Origin of the sequence: Rhodanobacter thiooxydans, from assembly GCF_030291135.1 — a bacterium.
Taxonomy (GTDB): domain Bacteria; phylum Pseudomonadota; class Gammaproteobacteria; order Xanthomonadales; family Rhodanobacteraceae; genus Rhodanobacter; species Rhodanobacter thiooxydans_A.
This window is the reverse complement of the sequence record NZ_CP127409.1, coordinates 1,245,779-1,269,068: the sequence shown is the minus strand read 5'-3', so window position 1 is coordinate 1,269,068 and position 23,290 is coordinate 1,245,779. Positions and strand designations below refer to the sequence as shown.

At 66.9% G+C, this 23,290-nt stretch carries 15 protein-coding genes; 9 read left to right on the top strand and 6 right to left on the bottom strand.

Annotated elements, in window-relative coordinates; genetic code table 11:
* Window positions 1-19: 19 nt before the first annotated feature.
* A complete protein-coding gene (locus QQA13_RS05675; protein ID WP_108471562.1) occupies window positions 20-3,640 on the bottom strand; it encodes a methylmalonyl-CoA mutase family protein in 3,621 nt (1,206 codons plus the stop codon).
* Between the two features lie 328 nt (window positions 3,641-3,968).
* Between QQA13_RS05675 and QQA13_RS05670 the strand changes: the two genes are divergently transcribed.
* On the top strand, window positions 3,969-4,811 hold the full coding sequence (locus QQA13_RS05670; RefSeq protein WP_108471563.1) for an energy transducer TonB: 843 nt from the start codon (window positions 3,969-3,971) through the stop codon (window positions 4,809-4,811).
* Between the two features lie 78 nt (window positions 4,812-4,889).
* On the opposite strand, the gene QQA13_RS05665 is transcribed toward QQA13_RS05670, so the two are convergent.
* Both QQA13_RS05665 and QQA13_RS05660 read right to left on the bottom strand, forming a co-directional pair.
* Entirely contained in the window at window positions 4,890-5,795 is a 906-nt protein-coding gene (locus tag QQA13_RS05665) for an alpha/beta fold hydrolase (RefSeq protein ID WP_108471564.1), read from the bottom strand.
* 10 nt (window positions 5,796-5,805) lie between these two features.
* Complete coding sequence (locus QQA13_RS05660) at window positions 5,806-6,408, bottom strand: TetR/AcrR family transcriptional regulator (RefSeq protein ID WP_108471565.1); 603 nt, start codon at window positions 6,406-6,408, stop codon at window positions 5,806-5,808.
* A 107-nt stretch (window positions 6,409-6,515) separates the two neighbouring features.
* On the opposite strand from QQA13_RS05660, the gene QQA13_RS05655 reads away from it, so the two are divergent.
* The 5 genes from QQA13_RS05655 (at window position 6,516) to QQA13_RS05635 (ending at window position 12,075) form a co-directional block, all read left to right on the top strand.
* Window positions 6,516-7,313 carry a M48 family metallopeptidase gene (locus QQA13_RS05655; protein WP_108471566.1) on the top strand — a complete coding sequence of 266 codons (798 nt, stop codon included), beginning with the start codon at window positions 6,516-6,518 and terminating at the stop codon, window positions 7,311-7,313.
* 115 nt (window positions 7,314-7,428) lie between these two features.
* Window positions 7,429-7,764, top strand: coding sequence for a YXWGXW repeat-containing protein (locus QQA13_RS05650; RefSeq protein ID WP_108471567.1), 336 nt, complete (start codon window positions 7,429-7,431; stop codon window positions 7,762-7,764).
* 206 nt (window positions 7,765-7,970) lie between these two features.
* A complete protein-coding gene (locus QQA13_RS05645) occupies window positions 7,971-9,074 on the top strand; it encodes a Glu/Leu/Phe/Val dehydrogenase dimerization domain-containing protein (protein WP_108471568.1) in 1,104 nt (367 codons plus the stop codon).
* Window positions 9,075-9,203: 129 nt separating this feature from the next.
* Window positions 9,204-10,751, top strand: coding sequence for a phospholipase D family protein (locus QQA13_RS05640; RefSeq protein ID WP_108471647.1), 1,548 nt, complete (start codon window positions 9,204-9,206; stop codon window positions 10,749-10,751).
* Window positions 10,752-10,917: 166 nt separating this feature from the next.
* Window positions 10,918-12,075: an isovaleryl-CoA dehydrogenase gene (locus QQA13_RS05635; protein WP_108471569.1), complete on the top strand. Its 1,158-nt coding sequence runs from the start codon at window positions 10,918-10,920 to the stop codon at window positions 12,073-12,075.
* A 160-nt stretch (window positions 12,076-12,235) separates the two neighbouring features.
* On the opposite strand, the gene QQA13_RS05630 is transcribed toward QQA13_RS05635, so the two are convergent.
* On the bottom strand, window positions 12,236-15,094 hold the full coding sequence (locus tag QQA13_RS05630; RefSeq protein WP_428992328.1) for a S8 family serine peptidase: 2,859 nt from the start codon (window positions 15,092-15,094) through the stop codon (window positions 12,236-12,238).
* 228 nt (window positions 15,095-15,322) lie between these two features.
* On the opposite strand from QQA13_RS05630, the gene QQA13_RS05625 reads away from it, so the two are divergent.
* Complete coding sequence (locus QQA13_RS05625) at window positions 15,323-16,507, top strand: acetyl-CoA C-acyltransferase (RefSeq protein WP_108471571.1); 1,185 nt, start codon at window positions 15,323-15,325, stop codon at window positions 16,505-16,507.
* Window positions 16,508-16,662: 155 nt separating this feature from the next.
* On the top strand, window positions 16,663-17,028 hold the full coding sequence (locus QQA13_RS05620) for a hypothetical protein (RefSeq protein ID WP_108471572.1): 366 nt from the start codon (window positions 16,663-16,665) through the stop codon (window positions 17,026-17,028).
* 244 nt (window positions 17,029-17,272) lie between these two features.
* Here the strand turns inward: QQA13_RS05620 and QQA13_RS05615 are convergent, their stop codons facing one another.
* Window positions 17,273-19,801: a TonB-dependent receptor gene (locus QQA13_RS05615; protein ID WP_199909825.1), complete on the bottom strand. Its 2,529-nt coding sequence runs from the start codon at window positions 19,799-19,801 to the stop codon at window positions 17,273-17,275.
* A gap of 45 nt (window positions 19,802-19,846) precedes the next feature.
* Window positions 19,847-21,865, bottom strand: coding sequence for a tetratricopeptide repeat-containing sulfotransferase family protein (locus QQA13_RS05610; protein ID WP_108471573.1), 2,019 nt, complete (start codon window positions 21,863-21,865; stop codon window positions 19,847-19,849).
* A 320-nt stretch (window positions 21,866-22,185) separates the two neighbouring features.
* Between QQA13_RS05610 and QQA13_RS05605 the strand changes: the two genes are divergently transcribed.
* Window positions 22,186-23,256 carry an aromatic ring-hydroxylating oxygenase subunit alpha gene (locus QQA13_RS05605; RefSeq protein WP_108471574.1) on the top strand — a complete coding sequence of 357 codons (1,071 nt, stop codon included), beginning with the start codon at window positions 22,186-22,188 and terminating at the stop codon, window positions 23,254-23,256.
* Window positions 23,257-23,290: the final 34 nt, after the last annotated feature.

The following is a 23,290-nucleotide window of genomic DNA, read 5'->3' as shown; positions in this document are numbered from 1 at the left end:
AGCCCGCAAACACAAATGTCTACATATTCCTCCGATACTCCCCCCCCACCTCATACAACGCATGGCTAATCTGCCCCAACGAGTTGTACTTCACTGCCTCCATCAACCGCTCGAACACATTCCCCCGCTCCCGCGCCGTGTCCTGCAGCGTCCGCAAGCTCCCCGGCACCAGCGCGTTCCGCGCCTCACCATACATCTTCACATGCGCAATCTGCGCCCCCTTCTCCTCCTCTGTCGACCGAATCAACTCGATCTCGGTGGCAATCTCCCCGCCATGATCCTTCGGCAGGAACGTATTCACGCCAATCAACGGCAGCGACCCATCATGCTTCTTGTGCTCGTAATACATCGACTCTTCCTGGATCTTGCCGCGCTGGTACATGGTGTCCATCGCGCCGAGCACGCCGCCGCGCTCGCTGATCGCCTCGAACTCCTTGTACACCGCTTCCTCGACCAGGTCGGTCAGGGTGTCGACCACATAGCTGCCCTGCCACGGATTCTCGTTGAAGTTGAGGCCGAGCTCCTTGTTGATGATCATCTGGATCGCCACCGCGCGGCGCACGCTTTCCTCGGTGGGCGTGGTGATCGCTTCGTCGTAGGCGTTGGTGTGCAGGGAGTTGCAGTTGTCGAACAGCGCGTACATCGCCTGCAGCGTGGTGCGGATATCGTTGAACTGGATTTCCTGCGCGTGCAGCGAGCGGCCTGAGGTCTGGATGTGGTACTTCATCATCTGGCTGCGCGGGCTGGCGCCGTAGCGCTCGCGCATGGCGCGGGCCCAGATGCGGCGGGCGACGCGGCCGATCACGGTGTATTCCGGGTCCATGCCGTTGGAGAAGAAGAAGCTGAGGTTGGGCGCGAAGTCGTCCACCTTCATGCCGCGGGCGAGGTAGTACTCGACGATGGTGAAGCCGTTGCTGAGGGTGAAGGCGAGCTGGCTGATCGGGTTGGCGCCGGCTTCGGCGATGTGATAACCGCTGATGCTCACCGAGTAGAAGTTGCGCACCTTGTGGTCGACGAAGTACTGCTGGATGTCGCCCATCATGCGCAGCGCGAATTCGGTGGAGAAGATGCAGGTGTTCTGCGCCTGGTCTTCTTTCAGGATGTCGGCCTGCACGGTGCCGCGCACCTGGGTCAGGGTTTCGGTCTTGATGCGCGCGTAGGTTTCGGCATCGACCAGTTCGTCACCGGCCACGCCGAGCAGGCCGAGGCCGAGGCCGTCGTTGCCCTTGGGCAGGTCGCCGAGGTATTGCGGGCGCTGGCGGCCTTCGTAGAGCTTGGCGATCTTCTTTTCCGCTGCTGCCCAGCGCGCGTCGTCGGCCTTGAGGTACTTCTCCACGTTCTGGTCGATGGCGGTGTTCATGAACATCGCCAGGATCATTGGCGCGGGGCCGTTGATGGTCATCGATACCGAGGTGCTGGGCGCGCTCAAGTCGAAGCCGGAGTACAGCTTCTTCATGTCGTCGAGCGTGGCGATGTTGACGCCGGAGTTGCCGATCTTGCCGTAGATGTCCGGGCGCGGCGCGGGGTCTTCGCCGTACAGGGTGACCGAGTCGAACGCGGTGGACAGGCGCGTGGCGGCGCCGCCCTGGCTCAGGTAATGGAACCTTCGGTTGGTTCGCTCGGGCGTGCCTTCGCCAGCGAACATGCGGGTGGGGTCTTCGCCGCTGCGGCGGTACGGGTAGACGCCACCGGTGTACGGGTAGTGGCCGGGCAGGTTTTCCTTGCCGAGGAAGGTGACCAGTTCGCCCCAGTCCTTCGACTTCGGCGGAGCAACTTTCGGAATTTTCTGGTGGCTCAGCGATTCGCGGTAGTTGTCGACGCGGATGACCTTGTCACGCACCTTGTATTCGTTGACGTCGGCGGTGACCGAGGCGTACAGCGCGGGCCATTCGCGCAGCTGGTGGATGGCTTCGTGGCTGAGTTCCTTCAGCGCGGCGTTGTAGCGCTGGCGCAGGAGCAGGAGGCTGCGGTCCATTCCGTGCTCGTCATTCCGGCGCAGGCCGGAATCGCTCTTTTGCTGGTCGTTCGCAGGTGATGCGATCCCGGCCTGCGCCGGGATGACGGACTGGGAGGTCGGCGGCATTTGCAGGTCGGCGCTGCGGTACAGCTCCAGCGGGCGCGGCAGCTTGTCGTCGCCCAGTTCCTTCAGCGCCTCGTAGTAGTGCTGCGCCTTGCTGGCGTATTCGGCCTGGGTCTCGATGCCCTTGTTGATGGCGCGGCCCTGCTCGGCGATCTCGGCGAGGTAGCGCACGCGGCTGCCGGGGATCAGCACGGTGGCGCGGGGTTCCTTCAGCGTGGTGTCGAGCTGCGGGGTCCAGTTACATCCGGCTTCGGCTGGGGCTACCCCACCCTGCCCTCCCCTGGAAGGGGAGTGTTCAACAGCGCCGAGATGCAACTTTTCGCGCATCAGGCGGCACAGGTTGGCGAACATCCAGGTCACGCCCGGGTCGTTGAACTGGCTGGCGATGGTCGGGTAGACCGGCACGTCCTCGTCGGCCACCTTGAACGCGGTGTGGTTGCGCTTCCACTGCTTGCGCACGTCGCGCAGCGCGTCTTCGGCGCCGCGCTTGTCGAACTTGTTCAGTACCACCAGGTCGGCGAAGTCGATCATGTCGATCTTCTCCAGCTGGCTGGCCGCGCCGTAGTCGCTGGTCATCACGTAGACCGGGAAGTCGACCAGGTCGACGATCTCCGAATCGCTCTGGCCGATGCCGGCGGTCTCGACGATGACCAGGTCGTACGGCTGGCTCTTCAGGAAATCGATGCAGTCGTGCAGCACCACGCTGGTGGCGGCGTGCTGGCGGCGGGTGGCCATTGAGCGCATGTAGACGCGATGAGACCGCAGCGAGTTCATGCGGATGCGGTCGCCCAGCAGCGCGCCACCGGAACGACGGCGGGTGGGATCGACCGCGAGCACGGCGATGCGCATGTGCGGGAACGCGTGCAGGAAGCGCAGCAGCAGTTCGTCCACCACGCTGGACTTGCCCGCGCCGCCGGTACCGGTGAGGCCGAGCACGGGCGTGTGCTTGCCGGCCAGCTTCCACTGCTTGCGCTGGTGTTCGAGCTCGCTGTCGCCGAGCTTGCCTTCCTCGATCGCCGAGAGCATGTGGCCGATCGAGATCTCGTCGTCGATGTCGACCTTGGGCAGTGCGCTGGTCTCGGATTCGGCGCGCTTCGCGGCGCCCGCGCCGGCGCGCTGCATCACGTCCTCGATCATCTCCACCAGGCCGAGCTTCATGCCGTCGTTCGGGTGGTAGATGCGCTCGACGCCGTAGGCCTGCAGCTCGCGGATCTCCTCCGGCGTGATGGTGCCGCCGCCACCGCCGAACACGCGCACGTGGCCGGCGCCACGCTCGCGCAGCATGTCGACCATGTACTTGAAGTACTCGACGTGGCCACCCTGGTAGGACGACAGCGCGATCGCGTCGGCGTCTTCCTGCAGCGCGGCGCGCACCACGTCCTCGACCGAGCGGTTGTGGCCGAGGTGGATCACCTCCGCGCCCTGCGACTGGATGATCCGTCGCATGATGTTGATCGCCGCGTCGTGGCCATCGAACAGGCTGGCCGCCGTGACGAAGCGCAATGGGGTGGTTTCCGTCTGCGGGGCGCTGGCGGGGACGTGCTTGGCGGGGGAACTCATGGCAACTCCGGACATCGGTGCTTGAACCCCGTGATTCTAGTGGGAATCGGCATCAAGAGCTTGTTGCGACGCGCTTGCCGGGAGGCATGGCCCCGAAGCCCCGGACGAAGTCCACTGCGCAGGATCGTGTTCCGCGGGTAACTGTTTGACCGCATACTGGGCGCCAGCAAGGGGACACATGACGAACAGGAATGGACGGCCACCGATCCCGGGATCGCGCTGTCGAAAGGGCAAGGGCTGACGCATGACGGATGGAAGCCGACTCGATCGACTCATGCCGGCCGCGCCGAACCGTATCAACTTCAACGTAACTTCAAGGACAGCACGCATGAAGAAGGTCATATTCGCCGCATGCCTTGCCATGGCTACGCTGGCCGCCCAGGCCAGTTCCCGTCAGGACGTCGAATCTTCCGCCGTCGTCAGCGGAACCATCGTGCTGGCCAAGGACGGCACGGTGCAGACTGCCGTCGTCGACGACGGGGCCAGGTACGGGCAGCCCGTCGCGGACATGGTGCGCAAGGCTGCATTGCAGTGGCGCTTCCAACCTGTGCTGCGCCATGGCGAACCCGTGGTCGCCAAGAGCAGCATGCATGTCCGGGTGGTGCTCAGGAAAATGCCTGACGGCAACTACAATGCACGCATCAAGGGCGCCACGTTCGGCGACAGCAGCACGGACTCCACCGACTCGCTGCGCGATATCGAAGGCCGCAAGAAAATCCCGCCGCAATATCCCCAGCGCGCGATCCAGGCCCGCGTGCAGGGAACGGTGTACCTGGCGCTGCGCGTGGACCGCAGCGGCCACGTGGTCGAAGCCGTCGCCGAGCAGGTCAACCTCGGCAGCATCGGCCCGGACAGCCTACTCGAGCAATACCGCAAGATCCTGGCCGAATCGGCCCTCAGGGCGGCGCGCCAGTGGAACTACGCGATCCCCACGACGGGCCCGCTGGCACGGCAGGACAGCTGGACGGCGCATGTTCCGATCAACTACACCCTGAACGAGCTGGGTGCGCCCAAGCCCGATCGCACCTGGGTGAGCTACGTCCCCGGGCCTTACGTGCCGGCCCCCTGGGTCGACAAGCCCGACATCAACACGGCCGATGCCCTCGCCGACGATACCGTGCGGACCGACGGCGCAGGCCCGACCCTGCTCTCCCCGTTAAACCACGGCTGAGTCGCCGATGCGCCCGCCGACGGCGGGCGCATCGGCATGTGCGGCAGCGCGCCCACTGGCCGGAAGTGTATGCCTGGCTCAGGCCACGCCGTATGGCAGGTTTGGCGAACCGACCACGCGCTCGCCTACCAGCTCGCCGCGCATGAAGGCGAGCGCGGCGTCGATCACCTCGGGCGCATCGAGCACGCGCCGATGGCCCAAGCCCTGCGTGGTGTACAGCCGCGCGCCGGGCCAGTGCTGGGCGTAACGTTCGCCCTCGGCCCATGGCACGTCCGCGTCCTCCAGGTCGTGCACGATCAGCGCAGGCTGACCCAGCGCCGGCAGCCGGCGTTCCACCCGCAGCTCGTCTATATGCACGCCGGTGCGCCGATGCAGCCATGCGTAGAACGGTTCGCGCAGATAGCCGGCCAGGTGTACGAAGCGGAAGAAGCGCCCTGCCGCCGCCTTCATGTCGGCGGCCGGCGCCACCAGAATCAGCCGTCCGGCCTGCCAGTGTTCGTCCTGCGCAAGGGCGAGCGCGGCGCCGCCGAGCGAATGGCCAATCGCCAGCGCGGCGTTGCCGTAGTGCGCGCCAACCGCGCGGATCGTGGCGATGAACTCCGGCAGGGTGCACAGCCTGCCGCTGCTGTGGCCGTGGCCGGGCTGGTCGAACGTCACCACGGCGAATCCCTGCGCGCGCAGCTGCGCCACCCACGGCAGGAAGCGCAGGCCGAAGCTGGACCAGCCGTGCGCCAGCAGCGCATACGGCTGGGTGGCGGGGTTGCCCCAGACGTAGGTGGCGATGGTTTCGCCGTCGACCTGCAACGCGCCGCACTGCATCTCAGCGTCGCCCTGCGCCGCCTGCGCACGGCTGCGGCTGCTGGCGAACGGGGTGGCGAACAGGCGCGCGGCGCGGTTTGCCGTGCGCTGCGGCGCGAGCCGGCCGCCCAGCACGAAGCCGGTGCGTACGGTGGTGAGCTTGAGTCGGTCGATCATGGTGGACATGGGTGTTGTCTCAGGGTTGCCAGCTGCGCCACAGGCGCTCGAAGGCCGCGCGGGTGCGCTGGCCAGCTTCGTCGAATCCGAACAGCCCGGCGTCGTGGTGCAGGCCGAGCATCAGCGCATAGATCTCGAAGGAGAGCTGGGCGACGTCGGTGTCGGCGCGCAGTTCGCCCAGCCCGACCGCCTGCGTGATCGCCTTCTGCAACTCGTCGCGCCAGCCGGCCTGCTGCTGCACCACGCCGTCGTGCAGCGCCCCATCGCGGCCGTCGTACTCGCTGGCGGCGGACAGCAGCACGCAGCCGCTCTGGTGCTCGCGGCCCCATTCGAACCAGTTCGCCACGATCGCGCGCAGCCGCGGCAGGCCGCGCGGCTGCTTCAACGCGGGCAGCAGCACCCGGGTCAGGAAACGCTGGCGGCCGGTGTCGAGCACGGCCAGTTGCAGGTCTTCACGCGAGCCGAAGTGGGCGAACACGCCGCTCTTGGACATGCCCACGTCGCTCGCCAGGCCGCCGATCGACAGGCCTTCCAGCCCGTCGCGACGGGCCAGCGCGTAGGCGTGGTCGAGGATAGTGTCGCGCGTGGCTGCGCGCTTGCCGGGGTGAGTGGCGATCGTCATGGTACCAAAAATAGCACGACCGTTCGTTCTATATCAAGCGCGAGCTCACGCGGTCTCGGCAGACCCAACGGGTATGCTCTGCCACTGCAAGCCAAGGAGGATCCCGCATGAACATCCGCAACCTGACCATCCCGCTCGCCACCGCCCTGCTGGCCGCCTGCGTCACCTCGCCGACCGGCCGCTCGCAGCTGATGATGGTGTCGGACAGCCAGATGAGTCAGATGGGCCTGAGCGCGTTCAACGACATGCGCAAGCAGGGCAAGTTCGTGGACGCGCCGCGCGAACGCGCCTACGCCACCTGCGTGGCCAACGCGCTGATCGCGGTGCTGCCGCCGCCGTGGAACACCCAGCAATGGGAGGTGCAGATCATCGGCGACGACACGGCCAACGCGTTCGCCCTGCCCGGCGGCCGGATCGGCGTGAACCGGGGCATGTTCAAGGTCGCCACCGACCAGGACCAGCTGGCGGTGGTGCTGGGCCACGAGTTGTCGCACGTGGTCTCGCGCCACGGCGCGGAGCGGGTGTCGGACAACATGGCGACCCAGGCCGCGGTGGCTGCCGGCACCATCTACGCCGGTTCGCGCGGCAGCGATGCGGGCAACGCCGCGGCGCTGCTCGGCGTGGGTGCACAGGTAGGCATCCTGCTGCCGTTCTCGCGTACCCAGGAAAGCGAGGCCGACACGCTGGGCCAGCGCTACATGGCGCAGGCCGGTTTCGATCCGCGCGCGGCGGTGACGCTGTGGGACAAGATGGGCGCGCAGGGCGGCAGCAAGCCGCCGGCGTTCCTGTCCACCCACCCCTCGTCGGGCAACCGCGCGCAGGCGCTGGACCGGCAGGCACAGCAACTGCTGCCGGTGTACCAGCAGGCGCGCGCCAGCGGCCACGCGCCGAACTGCCGGATGTAGGCCGGCCCGGACGTAATCGCCCGCTGAACGAGGGGCGGCACGCCGTCAGCTGCGCGCGCAGCCCCCTCGTTTTCCGTCCTGCCTGCCGCAGTTCGCGGCGCTGACGGAGAACACGATGACCCGCACCCCTCTCAAGCTGGCCCTGTTGGCCGGACTCGGCCTGACATTCGCCGGCGCCCTGTACGCGCCGCCCGCCGCGGCGCGCACCCAGGTGGCGGTCGGCATCGACATCGGCGTGGCCCCGCCGCCGCCCCGTTTCGAGCGGCTGCCGCCGGCACGGCGCGGCTATGCGTGGGCGCCCGGCTACTGGCGCTGGGATGGTTATGCTCACCGCCACGTATGGGTCGGCGGCTCCTGGGTCAGGATGCATCCGGGCCGCCACTACCGGCCGGCGCATTGGGTGCATCACGGCCGCCAGTGGCGCTTCCGGCCCGGTTACTGGGGTCGTTGAGCACTCCGTACGCCGCTGGCTTGTTGCGTCGCGTCACCACCTGCGGGAGCGACGTATTAAACTTGACACTTTGATTCATCGCCCCGACCCCGGTCGGGGCGATGAGTTTCAGGCGTTTTCACACCCTCCGGCGGATTCCCGCGATCTCTTCCGCCACCCTCTTGCAGATGCCCACCGGCACCGTAAATCATGGAGTCACTGTTCCAATGATCTTTGAAACCATCGCCAACACGGGTCACGAAGAAGTCGTCTTCTGTCACAACAAGGACGCCGGCCTGAAGGCCATCATCGCGATCCACAATACGGTGCTGGGCCCTGCGCTCGGCGGTCTGCGCATGTGGCCGTACAAGACCGAGCAGGAGGCGGTGAACGACGTGCTGCGCCTGTCGCGCGGCATGACGTTCAAGAACGCGGTGGCTGGCCTGAACCTGGGCGGCGGCAAGGCGGTGATCATCGGCGACCCGAGCAAGGACAAGTCCGAGGCGCTGTTCCGCGCGTTCGGCCGTTTCGTCAATTCGTTGAACGGCCGCTACATCACCGCCGAGGACGTCGGCATCGACGTCAACGACATGGAATACGTGTTCCGCGAAACCGAATACGTCACCGGCGTGCACCAGGTGCACGGCGGCTCGGGCGACCCGTCGCCGTTCACCGCCTACGGCTCGCTGCAGGGCCTGATGGCCGCGCTGCAGTTCAAGCACGGCAACGAGGACGTGGGCAAGTACAGCTACGCCGTGCAGGGTTGCGGCCACGTCGGCGGCGAGTTCATCAAGCTGCTGCGCGAACAGGGCGCCAAGGTGTTCGTCACCGACATCAACAAGGAAGCGGTGCAGCGCTGCGTGGACGAGCTGGGTTGCGAGGCGGTGGGCCTGGACGAGATCTACGACGTCGACGCCGACGTGTACTCGCCGTGCGCGCTGGGCGGCACCGTCAACGAGCAGACCATCGACCGCATCAAGGCCAAGATCATCTGCGGCCCGGCCAACAACCAGCTGGCCACCGATGCGATCGGCGACGAGCTGCAGCGCCGCGGCGTGTTGTACGCGCCGGACTACGCGGTCAATGCCGGCGGCGTGATGAACGTGTCGCTGGAGATCGACGGCTACAACCGCGAGCGCGCGATGCGCATGATGCGCACGATCTACTACAACCTGGGGCGCATCTTCGAGATCTCGAAGACCGAGAACATCCCGACCTACCGGGCCGCCGACCGACTGGCCGAGGAGCGCATCAACGCGATCGGCAAGCTGAAGCTGTCGCACATGGGCAACGGCGGCACCCGCTTCCAGGGTCGCATGCGCGGCCAGTAAGCCACGCCGTTACGGGCATGCCGGTTTTTGCCCGGCTACACGAAGGCCTGCCGCCACCCGCGGCAGGCCTTTGCTTATGCGGGGCAGTAATCGAATAATCGGGCGTCGGAGGTGCCACGGGTGCGCACGATGATGATCTGGCTGGGCTGGGGTTTGTTCGCGCTGGTGTTGCTGGTGATCAGCGGGCTGCTGCTGGCCGACCGCCTGACCCCGCGTGCCACCGGCGTACCCAGCACCGCATTGCCGCCGCAGCCCGCGCAGACCCCGATTGACCGCGAGCTGGCCCCGTACCTGGCCGCGCACCCGGGCGAGACGGCGGCCACCCTGCTGCCCGAAGGCCTGGATGCGTTCGCCGCGCGCGCCACCTCCGCACGCCTGGCCGGGCGCAGCCTCGACCTGCAGTACTACATGTGGCACGACGACCTGGTCGGTCACCTGCTGGCACGCGAGGTGTACGCCGCGGCCGAGCGCGGCGTGCGCGTGCGCCTGCTGCTGGACGACATCAACACCAAGGGACTGGACCCGGCGCTGCTGGCGCTGGACGCACACCCGAACATCGAGGTGCGGCTGTACAACCCGTTCCGCAACCGCAGCGGCGTGTGGCGATTGCTGGAGATGGTGCAGCGCTTCTTCAGCGTCAACCACCGCATGCACAACAAGGCGTGGATCGCTGACGGCCGGGTCGCACTGGTCGGCGGCCGCAACATCGGCAACGAGTATTTCGACGCCGACCCCAGCGTGAATTTCCGCGACCTGGACATGCTGCTGCTCGGCCCGGCGGTAGCCGACGCCAGCGCGATCTTCGACGATTTCTGGAACTCCCGCGCCGCCGTGCCGATCGAGGCGCTGAACCCGCAGACACCGCAGCGCCTGCACCAACTGATGGCCGGGTTCACCCACGAATCCAGCAGGCCGGAGGCGCAGGTCTACCTGAGCCGGGTCGCCGCTTCGCCCTCGGCGCAGCGGCTGGTCAACCACGACCTGTCGCCGCACTGGAGCACGAACATCACGGTGGCGTCCGACCCGCCACTGAAGACGAAGTCTGCCGACCGCAGCGATTGGCTGCAGCCGCGGCTGGCCGCCCACCTAGGCGGCGTGCATGGCGAGGTGCTGCTGATCTCGCCCTACTTCGTTCCCGGCAGGAAAGGCACGGCGACCCTGCTGGGACTGGTGCGCGGCGGCACCCGCGTCGGCGTGGTCACCAACTCGCTGGCCGCGAACGACGTGCCCGCCGTGCACAGCGGCTACGAGCGCTACCGCAGGCAGTTGCTGAATGGCGGCGTGAGCCTGTTCGAGATCCGCCGCCACGGCCCGGTCACCACCCACGGCCTGTTCGGCAGCAGTGGCGCCAGCCTGCACACCAAGGCGTTCGTGATCGACGGCACGCGCGGTTTCGTCGGCTCGTTCAACCTCGACCCGCGCTCGGCCAACCTCAATACCGAGATGGGCGTGTTGTTCAACGACCCCGGCCTGGCCCGCGACCTGCGCCAGGAATACTTGCGACTGGCCGCGCCGGCGCTGAGCTACCAGCTCCGCCGCGGCGCGGACGGCTCGCCGCAGTGGCTGGACCACACCACGCAGCCGCCGCAGGTGCTCGAACACGAGCCCGACACCGGCTGGTGGCTGCGTGCGGTCACCCGCGTGATCAGCTGGCTGCCGATCGAGTCGCAGCTGTAGCGTTTTTGCAGGGCGGACACTGGCCGCCACCCGACGCCGGTGCACGCGCCAGAAGCGAGGGACAATGCCCGGGCTGCAAAAGCCGGGCGTTCCAGACACCTGCGATTCACCGGCGCTGCCGGGCAACGTAGGCTAAAATCGCCGGCCTGCATCCAAGGAGTTCGCCATGCGTCCGTTTCCGCTCGGAGAAGACATCGACCTGCTGCGCGAGTCCGTGCATGCGTTTGCGGAAAAGGAGATCGCCCCGCGCGCGGACAAGATCGACCGAGACAACCTGTTCCCGGCCGACCTGTGGCGCAAGTTCGGCGAGATGGGCCTGCTTGGCGTGACGGTTGCCGAGGCATACGGCGGCAGCGGCATGGGCTTCCTGGCGCACATGGTGGCGATGGAGGAGATCTCGCGCGCGTCCGGCTCGGTCGGCCTGTCCTACGGTGCGCATTCCAACCTGTGCGTCAACAACATCTTCCACAACGGCAACGAAGCGCAGAAACAGAAGTACCTGCCGAAGCTGTGCAGCGGCGAACACGTCGGCGCTCTGGCGATGAGCGAGCCGGGCGCCGGTTCCGACGTGGTCGGCTCGATGAGCTGCAAGGCCGAGCTGCGCGGCGACGTGTGGGTCGCCAACGGCAACAAGATGTGGATCACCAACGGACCGGATGCCGACGTGCTGCTGGTCTACATGCGCACCGCGCCGCGCACCGCCGGCAGCCGCTGCATGACCGCCTTCATCGTCGAGAAGGGCATGAAGGGTTTTTCCACCGCGCAGAAGCTGGACAAGCTGGGCATGCGCGGCTCGAACACCTGCGAGCTGGTGTTCGACAACTGCGAGATCCCCGCCGCGAACATCGTCGGCGAAGTCAACGAAGGTGTGCGCGTGCTGATGAACGGGCTGGACACCGAGCGACTGGTGCTGTCCGGCGGCCCGATCGGCCTGATGCAGGCGGCGATCGACATCACCCTGCCCTACGTGCGCGAGCGCAAGCAGTTCAACGCGCCGATCGGCACCTTCGAGATCATGCAGGCGAAGGTCGCCGACATGTACACCGCGCTGCAGAGCTCGCGCGGGTTTGCCTACATGGTGGCGCAGCAGTTCGACAGCGGCGTCAAGTCGCGCATCGATCCGGCCGCCTGCCTGCTCAACGCCTCAGTCAACGCGGTGAAGGTGGCATTGGAGGCGATCCAGTCGCTCGGCGGCAACGGCTACATCAACGAGTTCCCCGCCGGCCGCCTGCTGCGCGACGCCAAGCTGTACGAGATCGGCGCCGGCACCAACGAGATCCGCCGCATGCTGATCGGCCGCGAGCTGTTCCACGGCAAGGCTTGAGGTACATACACCGACAAAGGCATCGGCGCCGGCACATCGAACCGAATTCCGCCGCATGCTGATTGGCCGCGAGCTGTTCCACGGCAAGGCGTAATTTCGCCACATCGGAAAACAAAAGGCCCGCACCATGCGGGCCTTTCGTTTGTGTGCACCGATATGCTCAGAACGCCCAGCTGAAACTGGCGCTGGCCATCTGCGCCTGCCGGCCCTGCCCCAGGTAACGGTCGTAGCCGAACTGCAGGCTGGCGCGCGGCGTCATCTTCCAGTCCAGCGTGGTGCCGATCATGCCGCCGTAACGTGACAGGCCGATACCACCTACCGGGGCGAACTGGTTGATCCCGCTGAAGCTGGCATCGAAGGCCTCGCCGCGCAGGCCGAACGATTGCTGCCACAGCATGCGCCCCTGCAGGCTGAGGCTGCCGCCACCGGCCAGCGCCCATTCGTGGCTGGCACGCAGGCCCGTGCCGGCCTGCCAGCGCGCCGTGCTCTGCGCCGCCGACTTCAGGCCAAAACCGTAGGCGCCCAGCTCGTCGAAACCATCGCGCCGGGTTTGCGCGTACTGCAGGTTCATGTACGGGGTGAGCTGCGTGCGGCCCAGGTCGAAGCGGTAACCGCTTTCGCCATAGGCCACGCCGTAGCGGCCATGGACGTCGCTGGCGACCCCGGCGAACTGGTTGCCCAGTTGCAACTGGCGACGCATGGTTTCCTGATAGCTGCCGACGCCGAAGCGGCCCATGGCGTACCACGAACCATGCACCATGCCGCCGTAAAGCATGCCTTCCAGCGCGCGACTGCGGCCCTGGTCTGCGCTTTCGGCCAACCGCCCCAGGCCCTGGCTCTGGCTCAGCGCATAGCCGGCGATGCCGTTGCTGCCGACGCGCAGGTCCTGCCCGACCAGCGCACCGCTGAGGTCGTAGCCGACGTTCCCGTAGCCGCTGCGCGACATGCCGCCGTGATAGCCAAGACCCTGCGTCCAGGCACCAACCTGCGGGGCATCGAGCAGGCTGTCGAAACGGTCGGACAGTGCCCGCGTACCGGCGTCGATCGCCTCGAAGGTCATCGCCGCGCTGGCCGCGTGCAACTGGCCGGAAAGGCTTTCCAGCGAACGCTGCATGACATCGGTGGACACCGCGTGCTGCAGACTTGCGGCGCCGGCGACAAAGCCTGCGCCGGTGGGTGTTCCGCCGGCGACACCCTGCAACTGGCTGTTGATCTGCTGGAACGCGCTCTGCGTGCGCAGCGCGGCGCCGAAGCTGGCGGCGGTGTACGGCAGGCCCTGGATCTGGCTCAGGTTCACCTGCTGCACGTCGAGCCAGGCGCTGCTGGCGTCGTAACCCAGCGTAGCGGTCAGCGCCACGCTGGGCGCCGCGCTCAGCGCCGAAAAAGTGCCCGTCAAACCACCATAAGCGGACAACACCGTCGTATGCGAGTTGAGCGTGTAATTGGCATTGGCGCCGTACACGTAAAGATCGCCGCCGGACAAGGTGGCCGTGCCGTTCACGTACAGCTGCGAGCCCAGCGATACCGCCATTCGCCCGTTGCCCTGCTGCACGTAGTTGCCACTCAGATGGACGTCGCCCTGGCTCACCACCAGAACGCCGGCATTGGTCACGTCGTTGTAGACCGAGAAGCCGGTGGGATTCAGCTGTGTGGAAGCGGACATCAGCGTGCCCGCCGCGCCAATCTCCACCGGGCTGTGCAACCCCGCCACGGCGAGCGTGCCGCCCTGCACCTGGGTGAGGCCGGTATAGCTGCTTTCGCCGCCCCAGAGGTTCAGCCGGCCCGACCCCTGCTTGATCAACCCGCCGGCACCGGAGATCGGATTGCTCCAGGTCGAGGTACCGCTGAAATTCACAGTGACATCGCCCCAGTCGAACTTTGCCGGCCCCTGGACTGCCGCGAACACGTCCAGGGCTCCGTAGCCGAACGTGGGGTCGGGACCGGGCGCGCCGAGATCGCGCGCGGTGCCGAGCAGGGTCTGCCGCACCAGGTCGTTGCTGAAATACGGAAAAGCCTGCCACACCAGCGCTGCCGCGCCCGACACCTCCGGCGCCGCGAATGAGGTACCGCTGACGACCCAGTAGGTGGGGTTGGTGGTGCTGGCCGTGGTGTCCTTGTCCAGCACGATCACGTCACCCGGCGCGGCCAGGCAATAGTTCATGGTCCGCCCGCAGGCGTTGGAATAGCTCGCCAGCTGGGTGGGATGGTTGCTGTCCAGCGCCACCGCGACCAGCCAACCCTGGTCCAGCCCCAAGCCCGGCGCCACCGTGGGCAGGCTGGCGATGTCGCTGGGACTGGTGCGTGATTCGTTGCCCGCCGCGAACACCACCAAGCCGCCATGCTGCACCACGAACGGCTGGTAGGCCTGGCCGAAGGCCTGGTTGATCGAGGCGTTGGTGGTGTCCCAGTAGATGCCGCCCCAGGAGTTGTTCATCACCTGCACGCCGGCACTGATCAGGGCCGGGTTGAGCGTCTGTGCGAAGAAGGCCGCGTCGGCGGCGGTCACCGCGTTGCCCTGGCCGGAACCGTCATCCTTCGGTGTGACGTCGCTGATGATGCGTGCCGAGACCAGGCTGGCACCGGGCGCGATGCCACCGGGAAACTTGTCGAACGCCCGGCCGGCGGCGATCTCCGACACCCAGGTGCCGTGGCCGACCACGTCGTCGATGGACGTGTTGTTGACCGTGGGGTCGACGTAGATCAGTTCCTGCGTGACCCGCCCGGTCACGGTGGGATTGCTGCGCATGATGCCGCTGTCGACCACGCCGATGGTCACGCCGACGCCGGTGTAGCCCAGGCTTTGCGCGGCGTTGGCCCGGGTGATCGAGAGCTGGGCATCCAGCGGTGGTTGGGTACTGGGCGGCGGTGAGGGTGGTGGCGCCGGCGGCGGGGAAGACGGCACCGCTGGCGGCGGCGTGGGCTTGCTGCCGCCGCCCCCGCCGCAGGCACTCAGCCCCAGTGCCATGGCCACCAACCAAGCCATTTCGCGACATCGCCAACCCGAGTCGAGCATTTTCATTCCTACCCCTGACCACACCATCCGATCCCATGCAGCGACGGCGCGATGGATACGCCGCCGCTTGCCCCGACGCGTATCTTGGCACAACGAAAATCCAATGAAACAGGGTGCAAATCCAGGCGCCGCAAGGACTTGCGGCTGTTTGCCGAGCTTTGCGGCAGGCTGCGATAATTGTGCGGTTGTCTGTCAGGCGTTCGCGCCCCTCAAGTCTTGCAAGCGGAGTTACCCATGTCGGATGTCAGCGTCGTCATCGTCGGTGCCAAGCGCACCGCCATCGGCTCCTTCCTCGGCCAGTTCACCGGCGTCCCCACCCCGAAGCTCGGCGCCACTGCGATCCGCGCCGCGCTGGAGCAGTCCGGGGTCGCCCCGGCCGACGTCGGCGAGGTGATCATGGGTTGCGTGCTGCCGGCCAACCTCGGCCAGGCGCCGGCGCGCCAGGCGTCGCTGGGCGCCGACCTGCCGGCCGGCACCGGCTGTACCACGATCAACAAGGTGTGCGGCTCGGGCATGAAGGCGATCATGCTGGGCCATGACCTGATCAAGGCCGGCTCGGCGAGCGTGGTGGTAGCCGGCGGCATGGAGTCGATGACCAACGCGCCGCACATGGTGCAGGCGCGCACCGGCATCCGCTACGGCGACGGCCAGCTGGTCGACCACATGGCCTGGGACGGCCTGACCAACCCGTACGACGGCAAGGCGATGGGTGTGTTCGGCGAGCTGTGCGCCGACAAGTACCACTTCACCCGCGAAGCGCAGGACGCGTTCGCGATCGAGTCGGTCAACCGGGCCAAGGCCGCGCAGCAGAACGGCGCGTTCGCCGGCGAGATCGTGCCGGTGACAGTCAGCGGCCGCAAGGGCGACGTGGTGGTCGACACCGATGAGCAACCCGGCCGTTCCGACGTGGCCAAGATCCCCTCGCTGAAGCCGGCCTTCCGCAAGGAGAACGGCACGATCACCGCGGCCAGCTCGTCCAGCATCTCCGACGGTGCCGCCGCCGTGGTGCTGCTGTCGGCCGACGATGCGAACAAGCGCGGCCTGAAACCGCTGGCGCGCATCGTGGCGCACGCCACCCATTCGCAGGAACCGGAGTGGTTCACCACTGCGCCGGTCGGCGCGATCCAGAAGGTCCTGGACAAGGCCGGCTGGAAGGTGGGCGAGGTCGACCTGTTCGAGATCAACGAGGCGTTCGCGGTGGTCGCAATGACCCCGATGAAGGAACTCGGCATCCCGCACGACAAGCTCAACGTCAACGGCGGCGCCTGCGCGCTGGGCCACCCGATCGGCGCCAGCGGCGCCCGCCTGGTGGTGACCTTGTTGAACGCGCTGAAGACGCGCGGCCTCAAGCGCGGCGTCGCGTCCCTGTGCATCGGTGGCGGCGAGGCAACGGCAATCGCCGTGGAGCGCGTCGACTGACGCCGATCCATGACCAGCAGGTGATATCCACATGACGGCCGGATAAATCGGTTTTTAATACGCACTGAAGCACCACGACAAAAATGTGGCGCAATTAACGCGAAAGCGCTATTAATACACGGCCAAACGGCATTCCACGGCAAAGGAGATCCACCATGAAATTTACGCGTACCCTACTCGCCGCCGCGCTCGTCGCGCTGTTGGCGGCATGCAGCAACGGCGCGCAGGATTCCGCGCAAGAAGCCCAGAAGTCAGCCGACACCGCTCAGCAAGCTGCCGATACCGCGCAGAAGGCTGCTGAGGCTCCGGCTCCGGCTGCTGCTCCGGCTTCTACCGCCGCGGCTCCGGCTGCTGCTCCGGCGTCCACCGCTGCGGCTCCGGCTGCTGCCGGCACCGCCGCCCCGAGCGCTGCTGACAGCATGAAGAGCGCTGCCAGCAACGCCGCTGACGCCGCCGGCAAAGCTGCCGCCGCCGCCAAGGACGCTGCTGCCGCCGCCAAGGACGCCACGAAGGGTCATTGATCCTTCCGGCCATGGCTCCAAAAAAACGGCCGCCTCGTGCGGCCGTTTTTTTGGCCCGTGCCATCCGTTTGCAGGCGCCTGGGTGCCCGAGCGCGGCCACTGCCGATGATTCGATTGGCATCGAATGGAAGGAAGCGATCCCTCCACGAAAATCCGCCTGCTCATCCTGCAGGGTGCCGTCCACCCATGAAAAGCCCCGGCTCGCGCCAGGGCTTTCCGTCCTGCATGACCAACAGTCGATCGCCTAGAATTCCTGCTTGAAGCGGATGCCGAACGTGCGCGGCTGGCTGAAGCCCGTGTACACCTGCCCGTTCGGATACTGCGGCACCACATTGTGGGCACCGCAGATCGTCACGCCGCACTCGGTGAACTTGTACAACGCCGCCCGCTTGTCGAACACGTTGTCGACATAGGCGTTGAGCGACCAGCTGCCCTTCTGGATGCCCGCGGAAAAATCGACCGAGTTGTACGCCGGCAGGTCACCGAGCAGGCTCCGCTCGAGCAGGCGCAGGTCGGTCGTCCGCCGGCCCACGTGCACGAACGCGGCCTGGACGAACGCATCGTTCTCGCCCAGGCTGAAGGTGTAGCGTGCCACCAGGTTGGCCTTGAAGCGGGGCGTGATCGGCAGCTGCGTACCCTTCGGGGCCAGCGGTCCGCTCACCACTGCGCCGGTGGACGGGTTGACCGTGCCGGCAGGGCAATAGGTGACCGTGTTGCCGTTGGCGTCGGTGAAGCCGCAGTAGTTCGCGGTCAGCTTGGCGTCGTACAGCGCGATGCCCGTACTGAGATTCAGGTTGTAGGTGGCCTGCCAGACCAGTTGCGACTCCAGTCCGTCGATGCGGGCCGAGTTGGCGTTCTTGATCTGGGTGAGGCCGTTGGCGCCGAGGATGTTGAACTGGAAGTCGTTCCATTTCTCGCGGAACACTGCGCCGTTGAACGACAAACGGTTGTCGAACCAGGAGGTCTTCCAGCCCAGCTCCAGGTTGGTCAGGAAGTCCGCCTGGTAGGGCGGCAGCTGGCCGGCACGGTTGACGCCGCCCGGGCGGAAGCCCTCGGAGCGGGTGGCATAGATCATCTTGGTAGGCGAGATGTTCCAGGTCACGTTGACCTTGCTGAGCGAGCCGCTTTCCTTCACGTGCTTGTTGAAGTCAAGGCACGGCGCATCAATGAACGGCTGCGGCGAGATGCAGCCGGCCTCGCCGTAGCTCGAATTCGGCGAGAAGCCCTTGCTGAAGCCGTAGAAGCCGTACAGGTCGTTGCTGGTGCGGAAATAGCGTTCGCCGACCGTAGCGGTGAGTACCTCGGGAATGAGGTCGTAGGACAGTTCGCCGAACAGCGCCTTGTCGTAGTCGTAGCGCATCTGCCGGGTCAGCCAGATCGTGTTGGGCCAGCCGGCGACCGACAGCGAGGTGGCCAGGTTGTTGATCTGGTAGTCCTGCATGATGTCGTGCTTCTGCTTCTGCCAGAACACGCCGCCGACCACCCGCAGCCGGTCCTCGCTCGGCGAGACGATGCGCAGTTCGTGGCTGCTGTTGGTGTAGCGATCGCGGTCGCTGATGAACTCGGACGGGTTGATCAGGTTGCCGCTGTTGTCGTTGAGATAGGCGCCGTAGGACAGCAGGGTGTCGTACCAGAACGAGTAGTCGTTGTAGTCGGTCGCCTCTTCCTGGTTGCGCTTGAGATGCGCGTAGGCGTAGGTCAGGTCGAAGTTGCCGATCTTGCCCTGCACGGTCAGCGCCCCCTGCCACCAGCGGTCGTTGACGCGCTCGGGATAGAAATGAGTGACCGCCAGGTCGCCGACGGAGGGGTCGCTGGCGAAGGTGCCGTGCGAGATGGTCTGCTGCCCCATCAGGGTCGGGCTGATCGACCAGTTGTCGTCAAGGTTGACCTTCAGCGCGGCGCGGGCGCCGTTGGTGTTGACGTCGTTGTAGTGCTTGCGGGCGTGCCCGAAGCACTCCAGCATCGGGCCCGGCGTGCAGTTGTCGGCATTGCTGACGGTGATGCCGGACACCGGGAAGGTGCGCGAGCCGGCCTTGTTGTCGATGTAGCCTGCGTCGTGCTCGCGCCAGCCGACCAGGCGCACCGCCGCGTTCTTGCTGATCGGCAGGTTGAGCATGCCTTCGGCGGTGAAGCCGACACCACCATGCGCCACCTTGTTGACGCCGAGTGTGTAGTTCGCCGCAAAGCCGCTCGGATCGGGCTTGTTGGTGATGATGCGCAGCGCGCCTGCCTCGGCGCTGGCGCCGTACAGCGTGCCCTGTGGTCCGGCCAGCACCTCGATGCGGGCGATGTCGTACATGTGGATGTCGAGCGGGCCCTGGATGGTGGTGACTGGCTGGTCGTCCAGATACACGCCCACGCTCGGCTGCGAGCCGGAGTGGTTGGTGTTGCCGCCGCTGGCGACGCCGCGCATGTAGATGCTGGCGAAGCCGGGGCCGGTGGCGATGCCGCCGCCGCCCTGCTGGAAGGTGACGCTGGGCAGGTACTTCACGTAGTCGTTGAAGTTCTGCACGTGCAGCGCTTCGAGCTGGTCGGTCTCCAGCACGTTGATGCTGATCGGCACCTTCTGCAGGTTCTCGGTGCGCTTCTGCGCGGTCACGTTGACCACGCTGAGCGTCGTGGTCTTCGCCTTTGGCGCCGGCGTGGCGGCCTGGCCCGCATCCTGCGCGAAGGCCGGTGCGGCCATCGCCACGCAGATCGCCGCCGCGAGCGGCAACCTGACCAGCCTGACCCGCTGTGTCCCCGTGATCTTTCTGAATCTACTCGTGTGCATAAGCCCTCCCCTCGCAAGTCCACGAAAATCCATCGAATTCAACCGTCACTCCCATACCGGTACTGCCGGATAGCTCTCCAGCACCGCCCCCAACGCCGATGCCAAAGGTTCCAGCCATGTTTCGTAGTGCCGCCAGTGATCCACGCCCTCGCGATAGATCGGCTGGCGCACCTGTTCCGAACTGGCCGTGCGCACCGGCCGCGGATTCCGGAAAAACTGCAGGCACGATGCCTCGAACGGCAGGCCGCAATACTCGAGCAGGCGGCGCACCTCGCCCTCGGTGTCGTCAACCATGCGCTCGTACACCACGCGATGGATGCGCCCGGGCAGCACAGCGTCGAAATGCGCCATCAGCGCCACGTAGTCGCGGTAGTAGCGCCCGATGTCCGTGAGGTCGTAGCTGAAGCCCTGCCCGCGCGCGAAGTGCTGCTTGAAGGCCGAGAAGCCGCAAGCCAGCGGGTGCCGGCGCGCGTCGATGATCTTCGCGTTCGGCAGCATCAGCTGGATCAGGCCGATGTGCATGAAGTTGTTCGGCATCTTGTCGATGAACAGCGGCGCCGCGGTCTTGCGCTGGATCCGCGTGTGCGCGAGGTAGCGCTCGCCGAGCGCGCGCAGGGCACCGGCATCGAGTGCCGCCAGTGCGCCGTGATAAGGCATGGCCTCATCGGCGTCGCCCTGCAGGCGCAGCAGGCGCGTGATCGAGGTGATCTCGGGCAGTTCCATCGTGCCCTCGACCTGGCTGTGGCTGGACAGGATCTGCTCGATCAGGGTGGAGCCGGCGCGCGGCAGCCCGACGATGAAGATCGGGTCAGGCGACGGGCTGCCGGCACCCGCACGCGCCGCGAAGAACTCGCGCGTGTAGTGCTCGCGGATGTGCCGCACCCGCGCGCTGGTGTCGTCGGCGCTGTAATGCACCTGCGCGCGGCGGATCGCATTGCCCCGCGTGTAATGCCGGAACGACGGTTCGTAGTCGCCGGCATCTTCCAGTGCCTTGCCGACGGCGAACTCCAGGTGCAGGCGATCGTCCTCGGCGAGATCCGTGCGTGCCAGTTGCCCGCACATCGCGGCCAGCTCGGCGGCGCTGAAGCGGAAAGTCTTCAGGTTGGCCAGGCTCCACCAGACTTCGCCGAACGATGGCTCCAGCTCCAGGCTGCGGCGATAGGCGGCGATGGCGCGCTCGGTGTGCCCCGCGGTTTTCAGCGCGTGGCCGTAGCTCACCCACACTTTCGCATGGCGCGGGTAATGTTCCAGCAGATCGGCATAGATGCGGATCGCCGGCTCGTAGTCGCCGATCCGGCACAACACCACCGCCTTGAGATTGCGGTTGCCCAGGTGTGCCGGATCGACCGCCAGCAGTTGTTCGATCTGCACCAGTGCCTGCTCGGGCTGGTTGCTGCGATGCAGGAGCAGCGCGTAGTTCTGGCGCGCTTCGTGGAAGCTGGGAGCCAGCTCCAGGCAGCGCTCGAGCAAGTGCAGGGCGTCCTCATTGCGACCCAGCCGGGCAGCGACCTCGGCGAACATGCGGATCGCCGCCACGTCGGTCGGCGCCTGCTTCAGGTGGTCGCGCAACAAGGCCTCGGCCTCGGGGATGCGGTTCTCGACCAGGGCGACGGCAGCCGACAGCAGGCGTGGATCGCGCGTGGAATGACGCACGTGGCTGGCATACGCCGCATCCGCCGCCTCCTGTTCGCCGGCAGCCATCAGATGGTCGCCGAGCGCACGCCAGGCCTGCGGCAGCTCGGGCTTCAGCGCCACCGCGCGACGCAATGCCTGGATCGCCTCCTGCCCGCGTCCGCAGCGGCCCAGGGCCAGCCCCAGGTCGAGATGGATCATGGCCCAGTTTGGCTGGGCCTGCGCCAGCGGCATCAGGATGTCGAGCGCGCCCTGCAGGTCTCCCTGCAGCGAGCGCGCGGCGGCCAGCAACTGCAGCGCGACCGGATGACCCGCGGCCACCTGCAGGATTTCGTCGAGCTGTTCGACGGCCAGCGCCGGCTCCCGCTCCAGCAGGCGTGCCGCGTGGGCCAGCGCCTGCTCCAGCGTGCCGGTGGCCGACGCGTTCGTCATGGCCGTCCCCGCCGTGACAATGCGCCCTGCCCATGCGGGTCGGGTCTCGCGCGGCAGCACAGCCGGAACACAGCGCGTTGCATGGACGGCAGCAGCTCCTCACGGGTATCGCTGCAATCTACAACCGAACCCGGCCGGTAGATAGTAGGTCCGCAAACACGCCGGGCGCCGGCATCACCGGCACCGGTTGCCCCGGCTTCGGCGGAGGCGCTAGGCTGGATCGGCGAACACTGCTGCGGGCACGCGGCGGCAGGCGGGACACGGAAGCTCCGCAAGACGACTGCCCGCCGCGTCCATCCATCCGGGGACCACACCTGCTCATGCCAGACGACACCATGGTCGAGGAACTCAACCGCGCGCACGCGCTGCCCGCCCGCTACTACGCCGGCGACGCGACGCTGGCGATGGAACAGCGCGCGGTGTTCGCGCGCAGCTGGCAGCTGGTGGCGCAGCAGGGACAACTGGCCGGGCCGGGCGACCATGCCGTCGGGCAGATCGCCGGGGTACCCATCCTGCTGGTACGTGGCGCCGACGGCGTGCTGCGCGCCTTCCCCAACGTCTGCCGCCACCGCGCCGGACCGCTGGCGCTGTGCGACGGCAAGGGCGCGCGCGCGCTGCACTGCAAGTACCACGGCTGGACCTATACGCTGGAAGGCCAGTTGCGCAGCGCGCCGGAGATGCAGGACGCCTGTGACTTCAAGGTCGAGGACATCCACCTGCCGCCGCTGCGCGTGCACGAATGGCAAGGCCTGGTATTCGTGGCGCTCGACCCGGAGGTGCCGGCATTCGAGGAGGTCTACGGCGGCATTGCCGAGCGCATCGCGCCGATCGACCTGTCGGCGATGCGCTACCTGCGCCGCGACAACTACGACATCGACTGCAACTGGAAGGTCTACGTCGACAACTACCTCGAGGGCTACCACCTGCCACACGTGCATCCCGGCCTGTCGCGCGTGCTCGACTACCGCGCCTACGACACCGAGCTGTTCCCGTGGCATTCGCTTCAGTCCTCGCCGCTGCGCAACAGCGCCGACATCTACGGCGACGGCCAGGCGTTCTACTACTTCATCTACCCCAACGTGATGCTCAACATCATGCCCGGCCGGCTGCAGACCAACCGCATCCTGCCGCTGGGACCGAACCGTTGCCGCATCGTGTTCGACTACTACTACGCGCAGGACGAGAGCGCGCAGGCGCGCATCGCCGCCGACCAGGCCTTCAGCGACGAGGTGCAGAACGAGGACATCGCGATCTGCGAGGCGGTGCAGCAGGGCCTGGCCTCCGGCCATTACATTCCCGGCCGCCTAAACCCGAAGCGCGAGAGCGGCGTCTGGCATTTCCAGAACCTGCTGCGCGCGGCCTATGCCAGCCCCGCCGGCGAATCCGCATGAGCCCGCACCACTCCCTCCGGCCACAGCCCTGAAC